The organism is Roseibium algae, assembly GCF_037783265.1.
GTDB classification, from domain to species: Bacteria; Pseudomonadota; Alphaproteobacteria; order Rhizobiales; family Stappiaceae; genus Roseibium; species Roseibium algae.
The window spans coordinates 506540-529749 of the sequence record NZ_JBAKIA010000001.1 but is presented as its reverse complement, the minus strand read 5'-3'; the positions used below and the strand labels follow the sequence as shown (position 1 = coordinate 529749).

Below are 23210 nucleotides of genomic sequence, written 5' to 3'. Positions count from 1 at the left end.
GTCAAGCTGCCGGAAGTTGGGCGGAAAGGCCTGCGATGACGCCTCGGATTTCAGCCAGTCCGCGCATGCGCCCAAGCAATGGGTAGCCTGGATGCGCTTCGCGTTCTGCATCATTGAAAAGATCATGGCCATGATCCGGGCGAAAGGTGATGTCTGCGTCCTTGCGGCCATCGGTGCGTCTTTTGCGTTGTTCGGTCAAAAGCGCTGAGACCAAGTCAACCATGTCCGTGTCTCCGCCAAGGTGGGCTGCTTCTTCGAAGGAGCCGTCCGGGTCCTTTGCCACATTGCGCAAATGGGCGAAGTGGATCTTGTCGGCGAATTTACGGGCAATGTCGGGAACGTTGTTCCTGGGATTGGCTCCGAGTGATCCAGCGCAAAGCGTCAGCCCATTGGATGGGCTTTCGTGAGCGTTCAGGATCCAGTCTATGTCTGCCTCGTTGGAAACAATACGCGGGAGCCCTAGAATGTCGCGTGGAGGGTCATCCGGATGGACGGCAAAGCGCAGCCCGAGGTCTTCGGCGGTCGGGATTACTTCATCCAGAAACCGCTTGTAGTTGGCGCGCAATTGGTCTCGGCTGATGCCATCATAGGCCTTGAGCGCTTCCTTGAGGCCAGCTGTATCGAAGCGGTCGTAGGCACCGGGCAGTCCTGCCATGACAGCGTGGATCAGTTGATCCCGCTCCGCTTGGGTTGAGGCCTCGAACCAGGCCTTGGCCTGCCTGATAACTTCGGCAGAATAGTCATTCTCGGCTTCCGGACGCTCAACCATGAAGAGTTCCAGCGCTGCCATTTTTGCAGAGGAAAACCGCAGACAGGTTCCGCCACGGGCGACCGGTGCCGCAAGGTCGGTTCTGGTCCAGTCAAGCAAGGGCATGAAGTTGTAGCAGATGACTTCAATGCCTTCGGCTGCAAGATTGGCCATGGACTGACGGTAGTTGGCAAAGAGGCCGGAGAGGTCGCCGTCGTTGCGTTTGATCTTTTCGTGTATCGGCAGGCTCTCAACTATGGTCCAGTTGAACCCGGCCGCATTCAGCTTTTGTCGTGTTGCCTGGACCGTTTCGCTTGCCCAAATCTCGCCATAGGGGATTTCGTGCTGGGCCGTGACGATTTCACTTGCACCCGTCTGAGCGATCTCAGAGAGGGAAATCTTGTCGAATTTGCCGTACCAGCGCCAACCTTCCTTCATGCCAAGTCCTCCAGAACTGTCCGAACTCCGTCGGCGCTGAGCAGGATATAAGCGGCGACCAAATCGAGACCAATTTCCTCTGCAAGGTCCTGATTGAAAATTTGGTCGACGCCCAGAAGTGCTGCTACTTTTTCGCCAGGGGCACTTGCAGCAGCAGATAGTGCTGCCAGCTTTTCTGAAAGCGGGTCGCGCACATCAATTGGTGCGCCATTGAGATCCGTGCCGCCGACATAGATCATCCAGGCCGCGATTGCGGTTCCAAGGCCCGGTGACTGGTGTCCTGCATCAAGGTTGTCCCGGAGGGTGCCCAATATGCGCTGCGGCAATTTTTGGCTGCCGTCCATGGCAATCTGCCATGTCCGGTGCCGGATCGACGGATTGGCGTAGCGTTTGAACAGCGCACTTGCATAGGCGGACAGATCAACTTCGGGAGGCGGCGTAAAGGACGGTATGATCTCACGGCGCCAGAGGGATTTGACGTAAGTGGCCATCACTGGATCGGCGACGGTCTCAGCAATGGTTTCATAGCCTGCCAGATATCCCAAATAGGCCAGGGCGGAATGGGTGCCATTCAGCATCCGCAGCTTCATATGCTCATAGGGCGTGACATCTTGGACAAGTTCGACGCCAACTGCGGCAAGGTCTGGCCGGGCCTCCGCGCCATAGGCTTCGACGAAATCATCCTCTACGGCCCATTGACGGAATGGCTCGTGCAACACAGGCGCTGCATCAAAAAATTCGGTCTTTTCAGCCAACGCTACAATGTCTTCGGGCTTTGTGGCCGGGACAATGCGATCAACCATGGTTGATGGAAAGCGACCATCGGACTCGATCCATTTAGCAAGATCAGTGTCGATCAGGTTGGCAAATTCGATGACGATGTTGCGGACAAGCTTGCCGTTTTCTGGAAGGTTGTCACAGGTTAGAACCGTGAATGGCGGCAGACCTGTATCTCTGCGCAGCTGTAATGCGCGCACGAGGAAACCGGGAGAGGATACAGGAATTTCGCTGTCCAGATCGTGTATGATATCTGGATGATCCTTGTTCAGCTGACCACTTGCCGGGTCATGGCAATAGCCTTTTTCGGTCACGGTCAGGCTGACAATGCGGATCTCGGGGCTGGCCATGGCGTCCAGCACGGCCTGTGGGTCTTCTCGTGCGACCAAGACGTCTGTTATGGCCTCAACCTGTCGCAAGGTTTCTCCGTTCGGGCCGAGTTCCTGAGCCGTGTAGACAAAATCCTGCGGTGCCAGTTGATCGCGCATGCGCGGGCTTTGCAGGCTGACACCGATGATGCCCCAGTCGCCACCCGAAGCTGCCATTGCTTCTTCGATATAGATGGCCCCATGGGCCCGAAAAAAGGCACCGAGACCGAGATGCACAATCCCTGATCTAGGGGCAACTCCGGTTCGTGATACACGCGGCAACTTAGTCGGCAATTCAGCGGGCAAGCCAGCCTCCATCTACATTCAGAACTGCGCCATGAATATACTTGGCAGCGGGAGATGCAAGGAATACGGCGGCTTCACCTATGTCACTTGCCTCGCCCCATCGCTCTGCCGGGATCCGTTCCAAGATCTGGCGGTTGCGGTCCGGATCATTGCGCAGGGCTTCCGTGTTGTTGGTTGCAATATAGCCCGGAGCAATGGCATTTACATTGATGCCCTTTGCTGCCCATTCGTTGGCTAACAATTTTGTGATGCCCGCAACGCCGTGTTTTGACGCTGTGTAAGACGGTACACGAATGCCGCCCTGAAACGACAGCAGTGAGGCAATGTTGACGATTTGACCAGATCCACCCCGAGCAAGCACGGCTTTGCCAAATGACTGGCAGGTGAAGAAAACAGCCTTCAGATTGACGTCCATGACATCATCCCAGTCTGCTTCGGTAAAATCGACTGAATCGCTGCGACGTATGATGCCAGCGTTGTTGACGAGGACATCAACATGCTCGGCTTCGAACAGATCTCGCGCAGCCAGGGGATCGGAGAAGTCCAGGTTGATGAATTTGCCGTTGTTGATCTGTGTCAACGTTTGTGAGCAGTCGCGGCGAGCGGCGCAGAGAACCTCTGCGCCAGCCGCACCCATTGCGATTGCGATAGCCTGACCGATGCCGGTGTTGGCACCAGTGACCAGAGCGCGTTTGCCTTGCAGAGAGAATGGGTTCACCGGAGATCCCCCATCGCAATCATGTCCATGTCTGTGAAGTCGACATTGTCTCCGGCCATGGCCCAGCAGAATGTGTAGGCACCTGTCCCTGCGCCGCAATGGATCGACCAAGGCGGTGAGATGACGACATCCTCATTGGCCATGACGAGATGGCGGGTTTCTTCAGGCTTGCCCATGAAGTGGAAGACGCGCTGGTCTTCATCCAGTTCAAAGTAGAGATAGGCTTCCATGCGGCGGTCATGGGTGTGCGCTGGCATTGTGTTCCAGACTGAGCCGGGGGCGAACTGTGTGTAACCCATCAACAGCTGGCAGCTTTCGGCGACTTCTGGGTGCAGGAACTGCAAGATGACGCGTTCATTACAGGTTTCTGCTGAGCCCATTTCGACGCGGCGTGCATCTTCAATCCGGATGAGCTTGGTCGGGCAGGTGCGGTGGGCCGGTGCCGAAAGAATGTAAAAGCGGGCGTTGCCTGACAAGGAAACCGGGCCGGACCCCATGCCGATGTACAGCACATCGCCTTTGTTGACGGTGTAGTCGGTTCCGCCAACAGAGACGGTACCAGCATCCCCTATGTTCAAGATGCCCATCTCGCGGCGATCCAAAATGGAGGGCGTTCCGCAAGCTGGAACATGATCCAGAGTGAGCGTTCCCTTGCCGGGAACTGCGCCGCCCATAACCAGACGGTCATAGTGAGAATAAACGAGGCGAATTTCGCCTTCTGCAAACAGGCCGCCAGCATGGAAATGCGAACGAAGTCCGTCTGTATCCAGTGTTTTGGCTGTGGCAGGGTCAATCGCGTGGCGGGTTTCAACGGTGAGCATGGGTTTGGTCCTGATCTTGGGAGTGTTCAGAGAAAGTCGTCGCGGCGCGGGGTGAAAGTGTCCACCAGCGTTCCCGGTTCGAGGCACTTGCAGCCATGGAGCGCGTTGGATGGAATGACAAAACTGTCACCCGGACCGACTTCGATATCTTCGCCATCAACGGTGAAGGTAAAACGTCCGGATTCTACATATGTCGATTGGATGTGTGGGTGATTGTGCAGTTTGCCTTCCGCGCCTTTTTTCTGAAAGCGGAACGCAACCACCATCAGTTCGGCACTGTCAGACAGAACTTGCCGGGTCACGCCGGGATCGGCCTGAACTTCTGGAAATGATTTAACGAGCACAGGGTTCTCCTAGTGAAAGAGCGATGGAAGCCAGAGGGAGAGGAACGGAATATACGTGACCAGCATCAAGGTCGCGAAGGCCGCGCCATAGAATGGCCAGATGGTTCGGATGGCCTGCCAGACGGAGATTTGGCCCACAGCACAGCCGACGAACAAGATGGTTCCCACCGGTGGTGTGCATAGGCCGATACCAAGGTTCAATATCAGAATGACGCCAAAGTGAATCGGGTCGATACCGAAGGCTGTTGCGACTGGCAGGAAGATCGGTGTGGTGATTACGATCAGCGGAGACATGTCCATAAAAGTGCCAAGCAGCAGCAGGATCAGGTTGATCATCAGCAGAATGACGATTGGGTTGTCGGACAGGTCCTTCATCATCGTGACCAGCTCGGCTGGAATGCGCAGGAAGGCAAGCAGCCAACCGAAAGACGCCGCACAGCCGATCACCAGAAGCACCATGGCTGTCGTTCGCACTGCGGCTTTTGTTGCTGCGACGAAGTCGTTCCAGTTCATGGTTCTATAGGCGAGGGTCGTCACCAGTAGGGCGTAGACGGCAGCGATACAGGAGCTTTCGGACGCCGTGAAGATGCCGGAGCGGACACCGCCGAAGATGATTGCGATCAGCAAAAGCCCAGGGATCGCGTTGAAGAACAGCAGACCGAATGCCGCCCAACCGGGAAATTTCTCGGTTGGGTAGCCTCTCTTCTTGGCGACGAACCAGGCCGTCACCATCAAGGATATCGCAAGCAGCAGGCCGGGAATAATACCTGCGGTGAAGAGATCTGCAATCGATAGCCTACCGCCAGCGGAGATCGAATAGATGATCATGTTGTGCGAGGGCGGCAGCATCAGGGCGATGATTGAAGAGACGACCGTGACATTGACGCCATAATCGACGTCATAGCCTTTTTTCTTCATCTGCGGGATCATCAGGCCGCCGATGGCGGTGGCGTCAGCGGCAGCTGACCCGGAAATTCCGCCAAACAGAACAGAGGCTGCGATGTTGACTTGGCCAAGGCCGCCACGCAAGTGGCCTACAAGCGCACCGGCAAGGGCAACCAGTCGCCTTGCGATGTCACCTCTCACCATTAATTCTCCAGCAAATATGAAGAACGGGATGGCCATGAGAGCGAAGACCGAGACGCCCGAGTTCAGGCGCTGGAATACGATGACGGGCGGCATGCCGAGATAGAGGACGGTCGCAAGTGATGCTGCGCCCAGGCAAAATGCGACTGGTGTGCCGATTATCAGAAGGAATACAAACGTTCCAAAGAGGACCCAAACTTCCATTTTCAGTCCTCCACGAGGTCAGTTTCGCCGAAGCGTGCGGTGGGCATGCCTGCGGCGCGGCGCGCCAGGCGTTCAGCCGAGAACAGGACGATGAGAACACCGCCTGCGACAAGTGGCAGAAAATCAAAGGCACCAGAGATACCGAGGGATGGAAGGACGACATCCCATGAAGAGAACATGAGCTCTGCCCCGTAATAGAACATGCCAAACCCAAAGCCCCCGACGATCAGGTCGGATACGCTGTAGAGCCAGTGCTTGGCAGTGTCAGATATGAAATAGAGCAAGACATCAAAACTGAGGTGATAACCTTCCCGAATGCCGACCGCGGCTCCAAGGAAGATGAACCAGCCCATCAGGATGACTGCTGCGGGTTCGCTCCAGACAATGGAATCGTTCATGACGTAGCGCATGAACACCTGGGCAGAAATGAAAACTGTCATCAGTATGAGACCGGCACTGGCCAGCCAGAGCGCGAGACGCGCGACGTGGGACAATGCCCGCGCAACGGTTTTGATATGGTCCTGCACGTTAAGGAATCCCTGTCACGCCTAGACCATTTTCTGTTTGGTCTGGATCATCCTTTGATCCGTGCGACTGCTGAAAATGGCCTGTCTAACAAAATGGCGAGAAATTTCATCCGCCATTGTTGAAGAGAAGTGAAACAACAATGGCGGATTATTAAGGCCCATGACGACGCGCGCCATGGGCCTTTTCGTTCAGATCAATCGGTAGCGCGGATGCGGGCTACGAGGTCCTTGAGCTTGTCGGATGTGACATGTTTTTCATAGACGCTGTCCATGGCTGCCATGAACGGAGCTTTGTCGATGTCGGTGATGACTTCAACACCGGCAGCGCGTACTTTTTCCTCAGATGCCTTTTCACGGGCAACCCAGAGATCACGCATAACCTGGACAGAATCCTTGGCAGCCTGACGAACTGCTGCCTGATCGTCAGCAGACAGTTTGTCCCAGCTGATTTTGGACATGACGAGGACTTCTGGAACAATCAGATGCTGGTCGAGTGTGTAGTAACCAGCAACTTCATAGTGACCTGAAGATTCAAAAGACGGCCAGTTGTTTTCAGCACCATCGATAACGCCAGTCTGAATGGCGGAGTAGACTTCGCCGTAAGGCATTGGCGTCGCGTTGGCACCCAGAGCCGTCATCATGTCGACAAAGATGTCGGACTGCATGACACGAACCTTCATGCCAGCAAGATCGTCGATTGATTTGATCGGCTTGACCTTGTTGTAGAAGCTGCGTGAGCCGCCGTCATAGAATGCCAAGCCGACATAGCCGTGGGGAACAAATGCTTCCAGGATTTCTTCACCGATTGGGCCATCCATGACAGTGTGCATGTGGTCAACGGATTTGAAAACGTACGGCAGGGAAATAACCTTGGTTTCTTCAACCAGGTTGTTGAACGGACCGGTGGACACACGGTTCAGGTCGATCACACCAAATTTGGTCTGTTCGATGGTGTCTTTTTCCTGGCCGAGCTGTGCGGAATGGAACACTTCAATGCAAAGACGTCCGTCTGTGCGTTCTTCCAGAAGCTTGCCCATGTGCTGGACAGCGGTAACGGTTGGATAGCCGTCTGGATGCGTGTCAGATGATTTGAGCGTGATTTCACACGCCATCGAAGTGGTCGCTAGCGCGACGCTAGCCAGCAGTGCTGATGCCAGTGTTTTTACAATTTTCATGATTTTCCTCCCATCATGATGACTCGTCAGAGCCGGTAGGCTTGCTTTGCAAGCCGGTAGCTGAGGTCATGTGCGACCTCATGTGCCTCGTCCTCTGCCAACCTCCCGGTGGCAATGAGCGTGGCGAGATAAGCGCAGTCCACCCGGCGGGCCACATCGTGACGGGCCGGAATGGAACAGAATGCGCGCGTGTCGTCGTTGAAACCGACAGTGTTGTAGAAGCCTGCAGTTTCCGTGGTCATTTCACGGAACCGGCGCATGCCTTCCGGGCTGTCATAGAACCACCAGGCCGGGCCAAGCTTCAAAGCTGGGTATACTCCTGCCAGTGGTGCCAGTTCACGGGCATAGGCTGTCTCATCCAGGGTGAACAGTATGATCGACAGTTTCGGATCCATGCCGACAACGTCCAGCATTGGCTTGAGGGCGCGCACGTAGTCGGTTCTGGTTGGGATGTCGAAGCCCTTGTCACGGCCAAATGCTGTCATGACTGGGCCCGAATGATTGCGATAGCTGCCAGGATGAATTTGTAGGACGAGGCCGTCCTCTAGGCTCATTTTGGCCATTTCAGTCAACATGTGACCGCGAAACGCGTCGGCTTCTTCAGGTGTGCAGCTGCCTTTCAGGGCTTTCTGGAACAGGTCGTCGGCCGTCTTGTCGGAGAGATTTTCAGTCCGCGCGGTTGGGTGGCCGTGATCTGACGATGTGGCACCAAAGTCCTTGAAGTAGGCGCGGCGATTGCGATGAGCTTCCAGGTAACCCCTCCAGCTGGTCGCATTCTCGCCAGCCATGTGGCCTAACTTTTCGATGTTCTCCGCGAAGCCATCGAATTCTGGGTCTACAACTGCGTCTGGACGATAGGCTGTGACGACCTTCCCGTTCCAATCACTCTCGCGGATCATCCGATGCCATTTCAAGTCATCAAGTGGAGATTCCGTTGTCGCGATTGCCTCGATATTGAAACGGTCAAATAGAGCGCGCGGACGAAAGTCTGGTTGTGTAAGGCACTCGGCTATATGGTCGTAAGATGCATCAGCATTTTTCGTGTTTACCAACTCTGTCCAGCCGAAGATTTCCTCAAATGCGTGGTCCAGCCACATTCTTGAGGGGGTGGCCCTGAACAGATGGGAATTTTCAGCAAATATCCGCCAGATTTTACGTCCGTCGGTTTCGGTCTGACCACCATCTGCGCGCGGTACGCCCAGGCTCTCAAGGGAATGGCCCTGGGAGCAAAGCATGCGGAATACATAATGATCTGGTGTGATGAACAGCTGAGCGGGGTCGGGGAACGCCTCGTTTTCGGCATACCAGCGCGGATCGGTGTGTCCGTGCGGGCTGATGATTGGCAGATCCTTGACGGTTTCGTAGAGCGCACGCGCCGTTGCACGTGTTTTCTCATCTGTTGGAAACAGTCTGTCCGGATCCAATCGTCCCACCATGTTCATCCCTGCTTATGGCCTTTTGAAACTAAGGCTTTTCATCATGCTAGTTTTCTAATATGCTAGTATACGCAGCGAGTCAACGGAGAGAAATATGTCGGGACCGAGCCTGTTGAAAGTACTGGAACCGCTGAGCAGGCCGTCTGTTGCCGACGCTGTGTTCGAGGAATTGCACCGGCAGATATTGTCGCTGGAGTTGCCGCCGGGCACGAAAATGTCGGAAGCAGAAGTTGCCAAGGCCTTTGATGTGTCGAGGCAGCCTGTGCGCGATGCATTTTATCGTCTGTCGAAACTCGGCTTCCTCTCGATCCGGCCGCAACGTGCAACGACTGTGTCTTTCATTTCAGAAAAAGCGGTGTTTCAAGCTCGTTTTGTCCGTAGTGCCATTGAAGCTGATGTGGTTCGGATAGCTTGCCAGAAGTTGACCTCTGATGACTTGGGTCGGCTTCAAAGCGTTCTTGACGAGCAGCGTATGGCTGTGGAAGCCAAGGAGCCCGTCTTGTTTCATGCGTTGGACGACAAGTTTCATCGGGAGATCTGTGAGCGCTCCGGATTAAGCTTCGCGTGGGATATCATTCGTGAAAACAAGGCCCATATGGATCGGGTACGGTTTTTATCGCTTTCTTTTGCTTCTGAGGATGCCTTTGGCGATCATGTTCGCGTTTTGGAAGCTATTCGCGCACGTGATGTGGATAATGCAGCGAACCTTATGACTGAGCATCTGGGGCGCATAAAAGGGCAAATCGGCCGCATACGCGCCGATCATGAGGACTTTTTCGCTAAAGAGGTTGATAGTGAAATATAAATTTGTCGCCATGGGTGAATGCATGGTGGAGATGGCGCCAACTGCCGACGGCACCTATGTCATGGGCTTTGCAGGCGACACGCTTAATACGGCCTGGTATGCGCGCAAGCTTTTTCCTGAGAGCTGGACTGTCTCTTACTTGACGACTGTCGGCACTGATGGCGTTTCCAATAGTATGGTTCAGTTCATTGAGGCTGCAGGTCTTGATACTGGCATTATTGGTCGGCGCGATGACAAGACAGTCGGGCTTTATGTGATCCAGCTCAGCAATGGTGAACGCAGCTTTGCCTATTGGCGTTCAGATTCGGCGGCCAAAACACTGGCCTCGGATGCGGATGACTTCCAGGCAAAATTAGATGGCGCGAAGGTGGTCTATTTTTCGGGAATTACACTTGCCATTTTGGCTGAACCAGATCGGGTGACCTTTCTGGAGGGAATCGCCAAGGCGCGGGCTGCTGGTTCCACCATTGTGTTGGATCCCAACTTGCGTCTGCGCTTGTGGTCGAATGTTGATGAGATGCGGGAGGTGATCACCAAAGCATCGCAGCATAGCGATATTATTCTGCCGTCCTATGAGGATGAAGTCACGTTTTTCAATGATGGTTCTCAAGAGGAAACAGCACGTCGTTACGGAGGGGCTGGGGCCGGGCTTGTTGTGGTCAAGAACGGACCTGGCGACGTTGTTTGCCTACGTGATGGTGTGCTTTCTAGCTATTCCTCAATTCCGGTTGAGAATGTTCTGGATACGACTGCGGCGGGGGACAGCTTCAATGCTGGGTTCCTGGCAGCTTATCTGGACGATGGTGATCTGAAAAAGGCTGTTGATGCGGGCAATCGTCTTGCCTGCCGGGTGATTGGCCAGCGCGGTGCCTTGGTTGATGTGTTGGAACCTGCGTAATTTTGATTGTGATTTAGAGCAGGCAGCTCACGTGCATGCCTTTGTGATGGCAAGGGTAATTGTAATGCGCGTGCTACCGAGGTAAGCATCGCTTGAGTGTTCCTCTTTGGTATTGGGCGATATGCGCACAGCTTTGGTCACAGGGTCTGCCGGCTTCATCGGCTATTTTCTTTGCACGCAATTGCTTGAAAACGGGTTTCGCGTCATCGGCCTGGACGCAATGACGGATTATTATGACGTCAAGCTCAAGCAACGGCGGCAGCAAATGCTGTTGCAAAACGAGTATTTTACGGCAGTGAATGACCGAATTGAAACGCCGGGTTTGCTGATGCAGCTGTTCGCCCGCGAAACGCCGGACGTTGTGATTCATTTGGCGGCTCAGGCAGGCGTGCGGTACTCCATCGAGAATCCCCGTTCTTATCTGGAAAGTAATATCTGCGGCACATTTGAGCTTTTGGAAGCTGCGCGTGCCCATCCGCCACAACATATATTGCTGGCGTCGACCTCTTCTGCCTACGGTGCGAACACTGAAATGCCGTATACGGAGACAGATAAGGCCGACCATCAGATGTCGTTTTATGCTGCGACAAAAAAAGCGACCGAGAACATGGCGCATTCCTATGCGCACTTGTTTGATTTACCCGTGACGATGTTCCGGTTCTTTACGGTCTATGGTCCTTGGGGACGTCCGGACATGGCGCTGTTCAAGTTCACAAAGGCGATCCTAGAAGGCCAGGCAATCGACGTTTACAATCACGGCGACATGAAGCGGGACTTCACTTATGTGGAGGATCTGGTGGAGGGCATCCGGCTCTTGATCGATGCGGTGCCGGTTCGGCCTGACGATGGTGCCGTTACTGAAGGTGACAGCCTGTCTCCGGTCGCGCCCTGGCGGGTGGTCAATATCGGCAATTCGAATTCAGTGCAGCTGAATGACTTCATTGCAGCCATAGAAAGAGCCACAGGGCGCATCGCAGAACGGAACTTCATGCCGATGCAGGCCGGTGATGTACCGGCCACCTGGGCCAATGCGGATTTGCTGCAGTCACTGACCGGTTACCGCCCGAAGACGGATGTCGAAACGGGAGTAACCCGTTTCGTTCAATGGTATCGCGAGTATTACGGCGCCTGATCCTTAAGCTTCCCCGAGAATTGTTCGCGCTATCTGCGAGCTTAAACCCTATGCTGCATTCAAATGGCAGGCGGAATAACGTCCCGGCGCGATTTCCTTGAGTTCCGGTTTGTCCGTTTTGCACCGTGCGGTCGTATGCGGGCAACGCGGGTGGAAGTGACATCCCGATGGCGGGTTGATGGCCGAGGGAACTTCGCCCTTGATCGGATGGAAAGTGCGATGACCCTCCGTGATCTGAGGCGCTTCCGCAAGAAGCGCTTGCGAATACGGGTGATTTGCGTCGGCGAATATGTCCTTGGCAGATGCCAACTCGACCACACGTCCAAGATACATGATTGCCACGCGGTCAGAGATATGGCGCACAACGGACAGATCATGGCTGATGAACATATAGGTCAGATCGAGTTCTTCCCGCAGGTCGAGAAAGAGATTGATGATCTGCGCCTGGATCGACACATCCAGAGCTGCGATGGATTCATCGCATACCAGAAACTCAGGATTGACGGCCAGGGCCCGGGCAATGCCGATGCGCTGGCGCTGCCCGCCTGAAAACTGGTGCGGATAGCGGTTCCTCAGGGATGGGTCGAGGCCAACCCTTTCCAGGGTCTTGACTGTAAACTCATCGCGCTCGCTGGACTGAACAAGGCCATGGGCAATCGGAGCTTCGCTGATTGCCTGTATGACTTTTTTGCGTGGGTTCAGCGACGAGTAGGGATCTTGGAAGATCATCTGAACCGCCAGAATATAGGCTTTTTTCTCGCTCCCGTTCATCTGGGAGTATGTTTTTCCTTTCCAGATGATGTCGCCGCCGGAAGGACTGTGGATACCTGCGACCATGCGGCCCAGTGTTGACTTTCCGCATCCGGATTCGCCAACAACACCGAGAACTTCGCCCTTTCGGATCGAGAGGTTGACGTGGTCAACGGCCTCTACCCGAACTTCGCGGTTCTTTGCTCCCAACAGATTGGCTGTTTTGGCTGCCAGATCGAGCGGCTGGGTGAAGGCCTTTGAGACACCGTCAATTTGAAGAATGTCGGTCATGCACCGAGCTCCTCGGAAATATTAAGACCGGTAATGGGATTATGACAACGGTATAAGCGCGCGCCGTCCTCCGTCATCGCGGGGCCCGTTTTACATTGGTCTTTTTTGTGCGGGCAGCGGGCCTGGAAGGCGCATTCGTCGCCCAAGGTCAGCAGGGATGGGGTCATGCCCGGGATCTGGTAGAGGCGATGCCCAACCATGTGTTTTCCGGGAACAGACTTGATCAGGCCTGCGGTGTAGGGATGACGCGGTTGATTGAGAACCAGGGCCGAAGGACCTTGCTCCACAATTCGGCCAGCATACATAACTGCGATTTCATCAGCCAGGCCAGAGACTACGGACAGATCGTGGGTGATCCATATCATGGCGGTTTTATACTGCGAGCAGAGCTTTTGGGCCTGCGCCAGGATTTGGCCCTGGATCGTTACGTCGAGCGCCGTTGTGGGCTCATCAGCAATGATGAATTCCGGGCGGTTCAAAAACGCAATTGCGATGGCAACTCGTTGGCGCATGCCGCCGGAAAGTTGATGCGGATAGGCTTCCAGGCGTTCTTCAGGAGAGGGGATGCCGACTTCGGCAAGACCATCGCGCGCGCGCTGCCAGGCGTCCCGTTTCGACACTTTCTCGTGTGCTGTGATTGCCTCAGTCATCTGTGCGCCGATCTTGAGCACGGGATTGAGGGTCATCATTGGATCCTGGAAAATCATCGAGATCCGTTTGCCGCGAACATCACGCATCTGGCGTTCGGAGAGCGAAACGAGTTCCTCTCCCTTCAGTTTGATCGATCCGCCGACAATCCGTCCGGGTTCATCAATCAATTGCATGATGGAGAAGCCGGTGATCGATTTTCCTGAGCCGGATTCTCCCACGAGACCGAGAATCTTGCCTTCATTGATGTCGAGGGAAACCTTGTTGACCGCTTTAACCACACCGCCCCGGGTGAAGAAATGCGTCTCCAGGTCACGAATGGAGAGGATGGGGCTGGTCATTTGTTAAGCCTTGGATTGAGTACGTCACGCAGTTGGTCGCCAACGAGATTGATACTGAAAACGGTTATGAGAAGCGCGAGCCCGGGATACACACTGATCCAGTATTTACCTGACATCATGTATTCAAACCCGTTGGAAATCAGGATGCCAAGAGAAGGTTCTGTCTGGGGCAAGCCGATGCCAAGAAACGAGAGGGTAGCCTCAAGCGCAATGGCATGGGCGGTCTGGATTGTTGCAACCACGATGAGTGGTGACAGGCAATTCGGCATGATGTGCCCAAACAGGATACGGCTTGAGGACAGGCCAAGATTTTTTGCAGCCTCGACATATTCTTTCTTGCGCTCACTCAGGGCGTTTCCACGAACTGTACGGGCGTAGTAAGCCCATTGGACAGTGACGAGTGCTATAATGATCTTGTCGACGCCTTTGCCCATAGCAGCGACCAACATCAGAGCAACAAGAACGGCAGGAAACGACAGCTGGAGATCGACCAGTCGCATGATCAGTGTTTCTGTCCGTCCACCAGCATATGCCGCAATCAGACCGACGGCCGTACCGATCACGAGAGCGATCAATCCGCTGAACACACCGACCATCAGTGAAATCCGCAGACCGTAGAGGATGGCGCTGTAAAGATCTCGGCCGGCACCGTCCGAGCCCAGCCAGAATGTATAGCCTGCAAAGGCTTCCTCACCTGGCTTCATCCGGCCATCCATGATGTCCACTTGTCCCAGATCATAAGGATTTTGTGGTGTGATCCAGGGGGCGAGAACGGCAAGTAGAATGATGGAGATCAGAACGACAAGTGCACCTGCTGCAATCTTGTTTTCGAAAAACCGTGCAGCAAACACCGCAAAGCGGTTCTCTTTTTGCGCAACGGGGGTGATTGGGGCTGCGCTCATGAGTTCTTTTCCGAAAGGGCAACCCGGGGATCCAGGGCTGAATAGAGGATGTCTACGATGAGATTGATGGTGACGAAGAGCACCACGATGATCATGAGGTAAGCCACGATGATCGGTCGATCGAGCTGCAGGATGGCGTCGATCAGCAGTTTGCCCATTCCCGGCCAGGCGAAAATGGATTCGGTTACAACCGAAAAGGCAATCAGGGAGCCGAACTCAAGTCCAAGAACTGTCACCACCGGGATCATGATGTTCTTCATGAGATGCACTCGCACGATATGACCGAAAGACAGTCCTTTGGCCTTGGCGAACTTGATGTAGTCCTGTTGCATGACCTCTCGGGTGCCTGCGCGACTCAACCGGATAACGAGGGACATTTTCAGGAGAGCGAGGTTGAATGCAGGTAAGGCCAGATGGGACAGACCGTCGAGGGTGAAAATGCTGCTTTGAATGCCAAGAAAACTGGCCGTATCTCCACGGCCCGTGGCAGGAAGCCAGCCAAGCTGTACGGCAAACAACATGATGAGCATGATGCCGACCCAGAAGGTTGGCAGAGAAAAGCCGAATATGGACATGGCCATGATGGCACGTGATCCCATAGAATTCGGTTTAATGCCAGCATAGACACCGAGTGGAATTCCGAAGATCAGCGCAATCAAGAGAGCAACAATGGCCAGTTCCATCGTCGCGGGAAGGCGTTCAAGGATCAGTTTGGTGGCAGGCTCGCCGAAAATGAAGGATTTCCCCAGATCGCCTTGCAATGCGCCTTTCACGAAGTAGCCGAACTGCTCGATGACCGGCTTGTCGAGGCCGAAGTCGGCAATAACACGGGCGCGTTCTGCCTGATCTGCATCAGGTGCGACAAGCATGTCGACGGGATCGCCAACAACGTTGACGCCGAAGAAAACAATAGTGGCCATGAGAGCGACAACAAGAGCACTTTGGCCGAGACGACGTATAAGGAAGGCAAGCATATGATGATTGTCTTGTCTTGGTTTCCCGGGCCAACATGTGACCCGGGAAACAGGAGTGTTGTTAGGATTATTCTTTGCTGACGCCCATCGCCAGTGTGAATTCATCCGTGCGTGGCAGGTATTTCAGCCCCTTCTTGGACGCCCAAGTGTTGACCTGGAAGTGAAGGGGGATAATCGCGAGATCTTCGATCGCCATTTCCGTTGCTTTGGCCAGAAGCTCCTGACGTTTTGTATCGTCAACGGTGCTGAGAGCCTCTTCAATCATGGCATCAATCTCAGGATTGGAATAACGTCCACGGTTGGAGCTTCCGAAGCCATGAGCCTTGTCATAGGTGTGAATGAGAGACTTCAGCGGAGAAGAAGCTTCACCGGAGCCTGCTCCCCATCCAACAAGAATAAGCGAGAACTCCGGGAGACCTTCCGCACCCGCAGAGGCGCGTTTGAAGTAGACCGACCGTGGCATTGTTTCGACACTGGTCTTGATGCCAAGGCGGGTGAACATTTGTCCAAGCGCTTCAGCAATCTTGGCGTCATTGATATAACGGTCGTTCGGGCCGTGAACGGTGAGCTGGAAGCCATCACCATATCCGGCTTCATCAAGAAGAGCCTTCGCACCATCAAGGTCGTATGGTTCGACCTTCAGTTTGTCGGAGACGCCAAAGAACCCATCGGGAAGAAGCTGACCGGCGGGAATGGCAACGCCTTCCATAACCCGCTGGACGATTGCTTCGCGGCGGATCGACTTGGAGAGAGCTTTCCGCACACGTTGATCCATCAGCGGGTTCTTGATGTCTGAACCGTCGTTGGCTTTTACGAAGGGCGAATTTTCACGGAATTGATCAAGGTGCAGATAGATAACGCGATTGGAGCTTCCCTGCCAGACGCCGAAACGGTCGCCAGCAGTACGCTTGATGTTCTCAATGTCGCTGGTTGGAACGCCGCTGATGAGATCAACGTCGCCTGCAAAGAGGGCTGCGATACGCGAGGGGCCGGAGGAAATCGGCTTGAAGGTCACATTGTCCCAAGTTGCCTTGTCACCCCAATAGTCTGGGTTGGCGGTAATTTCGATGTGGTCGCCAGGTACATATTCTTTGTACTTGTAAGGACCTGTGCCGATGGCGGCTTTGCCGGAGTTAAAGTCGGCCGTTGTTGCAGTGTCTTTGATGCTGTCTGAAACAATCGAGATCTGCGAGATTTCATTCGGTACTAGCGGCGATGGGCCAGGTGTTTCGATGTGGATCGTATAGTCGTCAATTTTCTTGAAGACTTTGCCCTTGGCGTAGGCACCGAAGCTGGACGGTGAGTTCGGCACATTTGGTGCGCGCTCAAAGCTGAATAGAACGTCATCTGCGTTGAAGTCGGTGCCGTCGTGGAACTTTACGCCCTCGCGGAGTTTCAATTCCCAGGTGGTGTCGTTCAGAGGCTTCCAGGACGTGGCAAGTCCGGGAACAAGTGCCTGAACTTCATTCTGGCCGATCAAGGTGTCGAAGATGTGTCTGGAGAATGAGCTGTTCGGTGTCAGGTTATGATAATGCGGATCAATTGACGTTGGTTCAGTTGAGAGGCCTATGGTGAGGTCATCAGCAAAGGCTGCACCGGTGAGCAAGGTGCTCATGACGGCTGCGGCTACAATTTGTCTTTTCATCTTATCCCCTTTGGCATGCCTGTTTTTTAAACGCAGGACTAAACTTAGGCAGAGTATTCGAATAGCTATCCAGCTTATATGGGAAAATCTATGCGTTTAGCTCATAATAATAGAACTGTGTTGCGCCTTGGCGGCGCTCTGTAAATAACGAAAGATTATAAGGTGAGACAAAATTGGCATTCCATTCGAGAATATGAGTCACTGCGTGCAATGATCATCGCGGGAACAACAACGGCTGCCGCAAAGCAACTGGGAATTTCTCAGTCAGCTGTGAGCCGTTCAATCGCGAACCTGGAGGCGCGCGTCGGCAATGCATTGTTCATTCGCAGTGGCGGCCGACTGGAACCAACCGCCGAGGCGCTTGGTTTAAACGATGCTCTTGACCCAATTTTTACAGCCTTGGCGTCGATTGATCAAAGAGAGCCTCTTGGATCTGCCAAACCATTGTTGCGGGTCGGGGCACCGCCAACCATCGCACATCGCTTTCTGCACCTTCGCATGAGTTCTTTCATGAAACTGCAACCGGATTACGACGTGTTTTTCGATGTTTGCGATTCAGACAGGCTTATCCGAAATGTGGCTGACGAACTTTATGATGTCGCGGTTGCGGATTTTACAACACGCCAGCCGGGCGTGATGCAAATCCCGTTCCGGCGCTCGAAGTTGGTGTGTTTGGTTCCTGCGAATTCTCCGCTCAGCGAAAAGGACGTAATTTCGCCAGCAGACTTAGAAGGATATCCGATTGTGTCCTCGGTGAAACGGCATCCTTTGCGATCCACAGTTGATCAGATGTTCGCACGGGCGAAAGTGGAACCCAATGTCGTGGCCGAAACAGCGACGACGGTTGCCAATCTTGAATTCGTCAGGGCTGGTGTGGGGGTTGGTTTTGTAAACCCTTTCCCGATTGCAGAATCAATTGGCGAAGGAGTTCTTATCAAGCCGATTGACGATGATGTCGAATTTCGAACCTGCTTTCTATTGCCGGCAAGCCAGGCCCAAAGTGCAGGGGCTCGTGCCTTGATGCGCCATATCCGCATATCCACCAGAAACGACCAGTGGTCGGAAGCTATAACATGACACTTGATACAGCATTGCCCGTTAGATCAGCACCGCAAATCCTTGCCGATCTGGTGGGATTTGATACGTCGACGGGCAACTCCAATCTGCCCGCCATTGATTATATTGAGGCTTATCTGAACAGCTATGGAGTTCAGGGTCGGCGGTTTTATGATGAGACCGGCGCCAAAGCCAATCTTCTGGCGAGGGTTGGGCCTGCCGAAAAACCTGGCTATGTCCTGTCCGGTCACACCGATGTTGTGCCGGTTGAAGGGCAGGCTTGGTCGAGCGATCCTTTTGTGTTGCGCGAAGATGAGGGAAGGCTTTACGGACGAGGCTCCTCGGATATGAAGGGTTTCGTGGCATGCTGTCTTGCCAAGCTTCCGGCTATGGTCTCAGCAGATCTGCAAACTCCACTGTATTTGGCCTTCTCCTATGATGAGGAGATTGGTTGTATCGGTGTTCGCAGCATGGTGGCAGATATGGCCGGCTGGCCGACCGCGCCCCTCGGGTGTTTTGTCGGCGAACCGACTGCCATGGAAGTGGTCATCGGGCACAAGTCCAAACGCAGCTTGCGCGTAACGGTTTCTGGTAAATCCGGACATTCTTCCCTGGCGCCGAATTTCGTCAATGCCATTGAATATGCGGCAGCGCTGATCATGAAAATTCGGGAGATCGGTGAGCGCCTGGCACAAGGGCTGAACGATAGCCTTTACGACATGCCGGTTACAACAAGCCACGTCGGCAAGATCTCTGGCGGGACGCAACTCAATATTGTTCCCGAGGAATGCGTGTTTGATTTTGAATTCCGGGCTTTGCCGGAAGAGGACATTGATGCGCTGGTTGATGAAGTGAAAAGCTATGCGCGTGATGTTCTTGAACCGCGCATGAAGACGGTCGATCCGGAGTGCGGCATATCATTCGCGGCGATTTCCGGCATTCCCGGGCTGGCAACGAATGTTGATGAGGAGATCGTCGGCTTTACAAAATATCTTGCCGGAAAGAACGGTCATTCCAAGGTTGCCTATGGCACGGAAGCGGGACTGTTCCGGGAGAACGCTGGCATACCTACGACCGTGTGTGGCCCCGGCTCTATCGCACGGGCTCACAAGGCGGATGAATTTATAACAATCAAGGAACTGGAAGCCTGTGAAGTGTTTCTGGATCGCTTGATTTCGCACTGTTCCTGATCCGAAGGAGTGCTCATCTGGCAGAGGTTTTCTGACTGTCTGAGCGCTTCCGATGGACTTCGTCATATTAGTCTGCACCGACCGTTCCGTCTGGCGGGGCGATGGTGCTTGTTCGGAGAGATGTATACTCATGAAGAATACCCAGCCGATTTGGGAGAATGTTGAAACCCACAAGGATGATCTGATCGGAATGGCCGATAGGGTCTGGGAAACGCCTGAACTGCTCTACGGCGAGTATAAATCTTGTGCTGAACATACCGCTATGTTGAAGCAAAAGGGTTTCCGGGTCACGGAAGGTGTTGCTGGAATTCCGACAGCTGTGTCAGGCGAGGCTGGTGAAGGCGGTCCGGTGATCGCGATACTTGGTGAGTACGACGCATTGCCTGGGCTGTCCCAGGTTGCGGGTATTGCCGAGCAAAAAGAGATTGTGCCCGGTGGCAATGGTCATGGGTGCGGTCACAATCTTCTTGGCTCAGCTGCTCTATTGGCTGCGACCGGTCTTAAGGACTGGTTGGTGGAAACCGGAACTCCAGGACGGGTTCGCTATATGGGGTGCCCTGCGGAAGAAGGGGGCGCGGCCAAGGCATTCATGGTGCGGGAAGGCGTGTTCGACGACGTGGATATCGCAATCACCTGGCACCCTGCTTCGATGACACGCGTTGACGAGATGATCAGCCTTGCAAACACTCGGATTGATTTCGAGTTCACTGGAAAATCCAGCCATGCGGCGGCATCACCACATCTGGGCCGTTCCGCGTTGGATGCAGTGCAGCTCATGTGCGTGGGTGTTAACTACTTGCGTGAGCATATGCCGGACACTGACAGGGTGCATTATTCAATCCTGGATGCTGGTGGTACGGCCCCGAACGTGGTTCAGGGATATGCCAAGGCGCGGTTCGTTGTTCGCTCGCGAACTCTGTCCGGCATGCGTAGCCTAATCGAACGGGTACGCAAGGTGGCCGAGGGTGCTGCTATCATGACAGAGACAACAGTCAGCACCAGTGTGATGAGTGCCGTGGCCAACATGCTTCCGAACCAACCTTTGGCGGAAGCAATGGAAACGGCGTTGCAAAGCCTTGGTGGTGTTCCGTTCGACGACCAGGATCGTGCATATGGTGCGCAGATTCAGGCAACGTTGACGGATGAGGACATTCAGGCGGCCTATCGTCTTGTTGGTGTTCCGCGCCGGGATAATTATCCGCTTTGTGATTATGTTGTTCCGCTAGAAGCTCAGGGCGAAGTGCTGGTTGGCTCAACCGATGTTGCAGATGTGTCCTGGAAAGTGCCAACGATCCAGGCTCGAGTTGCAACCCATGCCATTGGTACTCAGCTGCACACTTGGCAGGTTACCGCACAGGGGCAGTCCGCCTTGGCTCACAAGGGAATGGTACACGCCGCAAAGGCGATGGCTCAGACGGCTGTCATGGCATTTACTGATCCGGATTTGCGCGAAGCGGCTCAAAGGGCCCATCAGGCTCTGTTGGCAGAAGAGCCATATGTTTCGCCGCTCCCTGAGGATGTGCGTCCCCCCCTTCAACCGCGTCCAGCTGCTGAGTGACGTTCCTTCAGTGCCAGGCGCGAGCTTCGTTTGCGCCTGGCATCTGTTCGTTTATGTTTCGGGTGCGATTAAAATAAAGGCAGTTATTGCTTCAGAAATACCCCGCTTTTTTAGGTTGACATTTTAGCGGCGATTCCGGACGTGAAATCGGAGAATTTGAAGAACTACTTTGTGTTCTCTCAAAGCGATTTCGTCATATAGTTGCCGGTGTATCCGGTTTTTCGGATTATTATTTCAAAATTTGAGCAGGATTCGTAGGTTTTAAGTGCATCGGCAATTTTACTGCTGAGGCAGGTCGGATCATGTTGGGTAAGTAAAATGGTTTCGTCTGTTTTTTTGAGTATTTGCTCAATTTCTAGCCCTTGCAACTTTCGTAGTGTCGTGGGCAGACTGTCACCGCTCGTGAGGCCTCAACTTTCCAGCCATGCGAAAATTCACAATAAGGGGAGCATAAGATGCTTTTTAAGAAATCCATTGCAGCGTTGTCTCTAACGACAGCACTTGTTCTGCCGATGATTGGCGCCATTCCGGCTGCCCATGCAGAAACACCACCGAATATGCTTGTTGTGGCGCACCGGATTGATGATCTGATTTCTCTTGATCCGCAGGAGATGTTTGAGTTCTCAGGCACGGACTATGCCAACAGTGTCTACCAGACACTGGTCGATTATGATGACCGTGATTTCTCCAAGGGCTTCGGTCCTTCGATTGCTGAAAGCTGGGACATCTCCGAGGACGGCAAAACCTACACCTTCAAGATTGCTGACGGCATGAAGTTCGCTTCGGGCAATCCGATCACGGCGAAGGATGTTGAATTCTCGCTGCGTCGCGCAATTCTCTTGAAGAAGACGCCATCGTTCATTCTGACCCAGTTTGGTTTCACGGAAGATAATCTGGGCGAGACCCTGGTCGCAAAAGACGACAGCACGTTCGTTCTGGTGACCGACAAAAAATATGCACCATCCTTCGTTCTGAACTGCATGACATCTGCTATCGCGAGCATCGTAGACAGCAAGGTTGTTCAGGAACATGAAGTTGATGGCGATCTGGGCAATGCCTGGTTGAAGGTCAATTCTGCAGGTTCAGGTGCTTTCAACCTGACCAGCTGGAAACCAAATGAATCGCTGACGATCTCGTCCAACCCGAATTTCTCTGGGGGCGAACCTGCGATGAAGCGGGTCATTATCCGCCATATCCCTGAATCTGCCACACAGCGTCTTTTGCTGGAAAAGGGTGATGTTGATATCGCCCGTAACCTGACGCCAGAAGATGTGGCTGGTTTGGCTGACGACAAACATTTGAAAGTCCAGCAGGATCTTCGTGGTCGCGTCATGTACCTCTCGATGAACCAGGGAGATGAAACGCTTTCCAACCCTAAGGTCATCGAGGCCATTAAATACCTGATCGATTATGACGGGATGGCTGACTCCTTCCTGAAGGGCCAGTATATTGTCCATCAGGCGTTCCTGCCGCTTTCCTACCTTGGAGAGCTAAAGGACAAGCCGTTCAAGCTGGACATTGAAAAGGCAAAGGCCCTGCTTGCTGAAGCTGGCTATGAAGATGGCTTTGAAGTTGAGTTCATCGTGCGGACTGAACAGGACCGCCTTGATATTGCACAGGCCCTGCAGAACAATTTTGCTCAGGCTGGCATCAAGGTTTCTATCATTCAGGGAACCGGAAAAGAGATTCTTGGCAAATATCGCGCCCGTGATTTCCAGATCTACGTTGGCGTTTGGGGCCCAGATTATCCAGATCCACAGACCAATGCTGATACATTTGCATCCAACCCGGACAACAGCCTTGAAGCCAAGCTGACTGGCAAACTGGCCTGGAGAAATGCTTGGCCGGCAACAGGTTTCACTGAACGCACGGAAGCTGCTGTTCAGGAAAGCGATACGGCCAAGCGGGCTCAGATGTATGTGGACATGCAGAAAGACTTCCAAAAGGAAGCACCTTTCGCAATCATGTTCCAGAAAACGGAGCAGAATGGTCTTGGTGCTGATGTGGAAGGTTATTCCATGGGTGCTGCGATCACCGGGTCTTACTACGGCAACGTAACCAAGTAAGAGCGG

The 23210-nt window shown here is 53.9% G+C and carries 21 protein-coding genes; 7 read left to right on the top strand and 14 right to left on the bottom strand.

Translation table 11 applies throughout. The annotated features are described in order from the left end of the window. Position 1 precedes the first annotated feature (1 nt). From uxuA to uxaC, 9 genes are all read right to left on the bottom strand, one after another. Complete coding sequence (gene uxuA, locus V6575_RS02415) at positions 2 to 1186, bottom strand: mannonate dehydratase (protein ID WP_340272427.1); 1185 nt, start codon at positions 1184 to 1186, stop codon at positions 2 to 4. Continuing rightward, positions 1183 to 2637, bottom strand: coding sequence for a mannitol dehydrogenase family protein (locus V6575_RS02410; RefSeq protein ID WP_340272426.1), 1455 nt, complete (start codon positions 2635 to 2637; stop codon positions 1183 to 1185). Before V6575_RS02410 ends, uxuA begins: the two co-directional genes overlap by 4 nt. After that, the gene (kduD, locus tag V6575_RS02405; protein ID WP_340272424.1) at positions 2627 to 3355 is read right to left on the bottom strand and encodes a 2-dehydro-3-deoxy-D-gluconate 5-dehydrogenase KduD; all 729 of its coding nucleotides are present in this window, start codon (positions 3353 to 3355) and stop codon (positions 2627 to 2629) included. Before kduD ends, V6575_RS02410 begins: the two co-directional genes overlap by 11 nt. Further along, entirely contained in the window at positions 3352 to 4176 is an 825-nt protein-coding gene (gene kduI, locus V6575_RS02400) for a 5-dehydro-4-deoxy-D-glucuronate isomerase (RefSeq protein ID WP_340272423.1), read from the bottom strand. Before kduI ends, kduD begins: the two co-directional genes overlap by 4 nt. Before the next feature lie 26 nt (positions 4177 to 4202). Continuing rightward, positions 4203 to 4520: a cupin domain-containing protein gene (locus V6575_RS02395; protein WP_340272422.1), complete on the bottom strand. Its 318-nt coding sequence runs from the start codon at positions 4518 to 4520 to the stop codon at positions 4203 to 4205. Positions 4521 to 4529: 9 nt separating this feature from the next. Next, entirely contained in the window at positions 4530 to 5810 is a 1281-nt protein-coding gene (locus V6575_RS02390; RefSeq protein ID WP_340272420.1) for a TRAP transporter large permease, read from the bottom strand. 2 nt (positions 5811 to 5812) lie between these two features. Further along, positions 5813 to 6337: a TRAP transporter small permease gene (locus V6575_RS02385; protein ID WP_340272418.1), complete on the bottom strand. Its 525-nt coding sequence runs from the start codon at positions 6335 to 6337 to the stop codon at positions 5813 to 5815. Positions 6338 to 6531: 194 nt separating this feature from the next. After that, the gene (locus V6575_RS02380; protein WP_340272417.1) at positions 6532 to 7512 is read right to left on the bottom strand and encodes a TRAP transporter substrate-binding protein; all 981 of its coding nucleotides are present in this window, start codon (positions 7510 to 7512) and stop codon (positions 6532 to 6534) included. Positions 7513 to 7538: 26 nt separating this feature from the next. Continuing rightward, positions 7539 to 8948, bottom strand: a complete 1410-nt coding sequence (gene uxaC / locus V6575_RS02375) for a glucuronate isomerase (RefSeq protein WP_340272416.1) — start codon at positions 8946 to 8948, stop codon at positions 7539 to 7541. Positions 8949 to 9042: 94 nt separating this feature from the next. Here uxaC and V6575_RS02370 point away from each other — a divergent pair, with 94 nt between their 5' ends. The 3 genes from V6575_RS02370 to V6575_RS02360 all read left to right on the top strand — a co-directional run bounded on the left by V6575_RS02370 (position 9043) and on the right by V6575_RS02360 (position 11783). Beyond that, complete coding sequence (locus tag V6575_RS02370) at positions 9043 to 9753, top strand: GntR family transcriptional regulator (RefSeq protein WP_340272415.1); 711 nt, start codon at positions 9043 to 9045, stop codon at positions 9751 to 9753. Then, positions 9743 to 10651, top strand: a complete 909-nt coding sequence (locus V6575_RS02365; protein WP_340272414.1) for a sugar kinase — start codon at positions 9743 to 9745, stop codon at positions 10649 to 10651. The genes V6575_RS02370 and V6575_RS02365 overlap by 11 nt, the downstream gene beginning before the upstream one ends. A gap of 121 nt (positions 10652 to 10772) precedes the next feature. Beyond that, the gene (locus tag V6575_RS02360) at positions 10773 to 11783 is read left to right on the top strand and encodes an NAD-dependent epimerase/dehydratase family protein (protein WP_340272413.1); all 1011 of its coding nucleotides are present in this window, start codon (positions 10773 to 10775) and stop codon (positions 11781 to 11783) included. A 48-nt stretch (positions 11784 to 11831) separates the two neighbouring features. Here V6575_RS02360 and V6575_RS02355 read toward each other — a convergent pair whose 3' ends face one another. From V6575_RS02355 to V6575_RS02335, 5 genes are all read right to left on the bottom strand, one after another. Next, positions 11832 to 12824 (bottom strand): ABC transporter ATP-binding protein, encoded by a 993-nt coding sequence (locus tag V6575_RS02355; RefSeq protein WP_340272412.1) that lies wholly within the window; start codon positions 12822 to 12824, stop codon positions 11832 to 11834. Beyond that, entirely contained in the window at positions 12821 to 13813 is a 993-nt protein-coding gene (locus V6575_RS02350; RefSeq protein WP_340272411.1) for an ABC transporter ATP-binding protein, read from the bottom strand. The genes V6575_RS02355 and V6575_RS02350 overlap by 4 nt, the downstream gene beginning before the upstream one ends. Beyond that, positions 13810 to 14715 carry an ABC transporter permease gene (locus V6575_RS02345; RefSeq protein ID WP_340272410.1) on the bottom strand — a complete coding sequence of 302 codons (906 nt, stop codon included), beginning with the start codon at positions 14713 to 14715 and terminating at the stop codon, positions 13810 to 13812. Before V6575_RS02345 ends, V6575_RS02350 begins: the two co-directional genes overlap by 4 nt. Beyond that, the gene (locus V6575_RS02340; protein WP_340272409.1) at positions 14712 to 15689 is read right to left on the bottom strand and encodes an ABC transporter permease; all 978 of its coding nucleotides are present in this window, start codon (positions 15687 to 15689) and stop codon (positions 14712 to 14714) included. Before V6575_RS02340 ends, V6575_RS02345 begins: the two co-directional genes overlap by 4 nt. 67 nt (positions 15690 to 15756) lie before the next feature. Further along, positions 15757 to 17334 carry an ABC transporter substrate-binding protein gene (locus tag V6575_RS02335; RefSeq protein WP_340272408.1) on the bottom strand — a complete coding sequence of 526 codons (1578 nt, stop codon included), beginning with the start codon at positions 17332 to 17334 and terminating at the stop codon, positions 15757 to 15759. Between the two features lie 162 nt (positions 17335 to 17496). Between V6575_RS02335 and V6575_RS02330 the strand changes: the two genes are divergently transcribed. From V6575_RS02330 to V6575_RS02315, 4 genes are all read left to right on the top strand, one after another. After that, positions 17497 to 18411, top strand: a complete 915-nt coding sequence (locus tag V6575_RS02330; protein ID WP_340272407.1) for a LysR family transcriptional regulator — start codon at positions 17497 to 17499, stop codon at positions 18409 to 18411. Continuing rightward, entirely contained in the window at positions 18408 to 19580 is a 1173-nt protein-coding gene (argE, locus tag V6575_RS02325) for an acetylornithine deacetylase (RefSeq protein WP_340272406.1), read from the top strand. The genes V6575_RS02330 and argE overlap by 4 nt, the downstream gene beginning before the upstream one ends. A 130-nt stretch (positions 19581 to 19710) precedes the next feature. Then, positions 19711 to 21138, top strand: a complete 1428-nt coding sequence (locus V6575_RS02320) for an amidohydrolase (protein ID WP_340272405.1) — start codon at positions 19711 to 19713, stop codon at positions 21136 to 21138. Between the two features lie 455 nt (positions 21139 to 21593). Beyond that, entirely contained in the window at positions 21594 to 23204 is a 1611-nt protein-coding gene (locus V6575_RS02315) for an ABC transporter substrate-binding protein (RefSeq protein WP_340272404.1), read from the top strand. Positions 23205 to 23210 lie beyond the last annotated feature (6 nt).